Source organism: Methylibium rhizosphaerae (genome assembly GCF_006386545.1).
Taxonomy (GTDB): Bacteria; Pseudomonadota; Gammaproteobacteria; order Burkholderiales; family Burkholderiaceae_C; genus Pseudorivibacter; species Pseudorivibacter rhizosphaerae.
Genome location: NZ_SWAR01000183.1, coordinates 1 through 1416, shown reverse-complemented (window position 1 = coordinate 1416; position 1416 = coordinate 1). Strand labels below are relative to the sequence as shown.

The window sequence follows — 1416 nt, the reverse complement described above, 5'->3', positions numbered from 1 at the left end:
TCGTGCTCTCGGAGATCGGCACCGACATGTCTCGCTTTGCCAGCATCAAGCACTTCACCTCCTGGCTGGGCCTGTGCCCGGGCACGAAGATCACCGGCGGCAAGCTGCTCAGCGGCAAGACCACGCACTGCGCCAATCGCGCCGCCCAAGCCTTGCGCCTGGCCGCCGCGGCGCTGCGCAGCAGCAAAGCGCAGCAGCAAATCGGCGCTGGGCGCGTACTTCCGCCGCCTGTGCTCACGCATGGACAAACCCAAAGCCGTCACCGCCGCGGCGCACAAGCTCGCGCGCCTGATCTTCACGATGCTCACCAGAGGCGAGGAATACACCGACCAGGGGCAGGACTACTACGAGTGCTGCGCGCGCTGTCGCAACGCGCCGCCAAGCTCGGCATGCAAGTCGTCCCTGTTCCTGCGCCACAACCGGCCTGAAAAACTCATTGCCGGTCAGTCACTTGGAAGGAGTTTCTTGAGAGGTGCCACTTTAGCCGCCGATTTCACCAACGTACTCCTCGGTGACCGCGCCATCGAGAAGCCGGATGCGCACCGGACCGATTTGCTCGGGCTCGAAATTGCGGATGTTCACACCCATGCGAAGTGACTTCCGACCTGCCAACGGACGCCAATGCGTCACGCACCCGCAGTGGCTGCAGCGGACGAAGGCAAGCGATCTTTCACCCCATGAATACTCGTGCGTAGCACCCGGCGCAGCGTGAACTTCAACCTCAGAAGACTCGAAGTAGCCCCACAACGCACCGTAGCGACGACAGATGGAGCAATTGCAGTTGGTGACCTTCTCGGGCGCCCGCGGAATGCTGACGCTGACAGCGCCGCAGTGGCAAGTGGTGCGAAGCATTTAGTTCTCCGAGGGACTGGCGGACCTAACGTTCGACATGAGCGGCGACTGGAAGCAAGCGAAGCTTGCTGGAAGACGTCCGCTCGATGGGGGGGTTAGGCGCTGATGTCGGCATTGAACGAGCCCTTCCAGGAGCGGACGCGGATGCGATTGAACGAGCCGGCATGATCCCACGAAGGCGGCTGTGGCGGGACTCCGGCTTCCAGCTGAGCGGAACCGCGCCACTCTTCGTTGAACCACCACGAAACAACGGACACGCGCTCGCTGACGATTTGCTTGATGAAATCAAGCGCAGCCAGCGTTCCGAAGTGCTCTCCATCGCCAACCCACTCATCGAAGTGCGAGTGGTAGCAATCAAACCCAACAGTGACCTCATCGTTGGAGGTATCGATGACAAGGCCATGCTGTACGTTCGCCTCTGCCGGCGGCGGCACTTCGACGATTAGATAAGAGCTGCCGTCCTCTGCCTGCTCGCTCCGCGCCAAGGAGCGCCACTCCGGGAACGCTGCAAACAGCTGTTCAGCTGAGGTTAGAGAGTACGTGTCCACCCGAAGCGCCTAACGT

The 1416-nt window shown here is 61.7% G+C and carries 2 protein-coding genes and 1 pseudogene; 1 reads left to right on the top strand and 2 read right to left on the bottom strand.

From position 1 onward, the window contains the following. A pseudogene (locus tag E8D38_RS28025) lies at positions 1 to 428 on the top strand (transposase); the annotation flags it as partial. Between the two features lie 52 nt (positions 429 to 480). Here E8D38_RS28025 and E8D38_RS29645 read toward each other — a convergent pair. Both E8D38_RS29645 and E8D38_RS28015 read right to left on the bottom strand, forming a co-directional pair. Next, entirely contained in the window at positions 481 to 852 is a 372-nt protein-coding gene (locus tag E8D38_RS29645; RefSeq protein ID WP_140637627.1) for a GFA family protein, read from the bottom strand. A gap of 95 nt (positions 853 to 947) precedes the next feature. Then, complete coding sequence (locus E8D38_RS28015) at positions 948 to 1400, bottom strand: hypothetical protein (RefSeq protein WP_140637625.1); 453 nt, start codon at positions 1398 to 1400, stop codon at positions 948 to 950. Positions 1401 to 1416 lie beyond the last annotated feature (16 nt).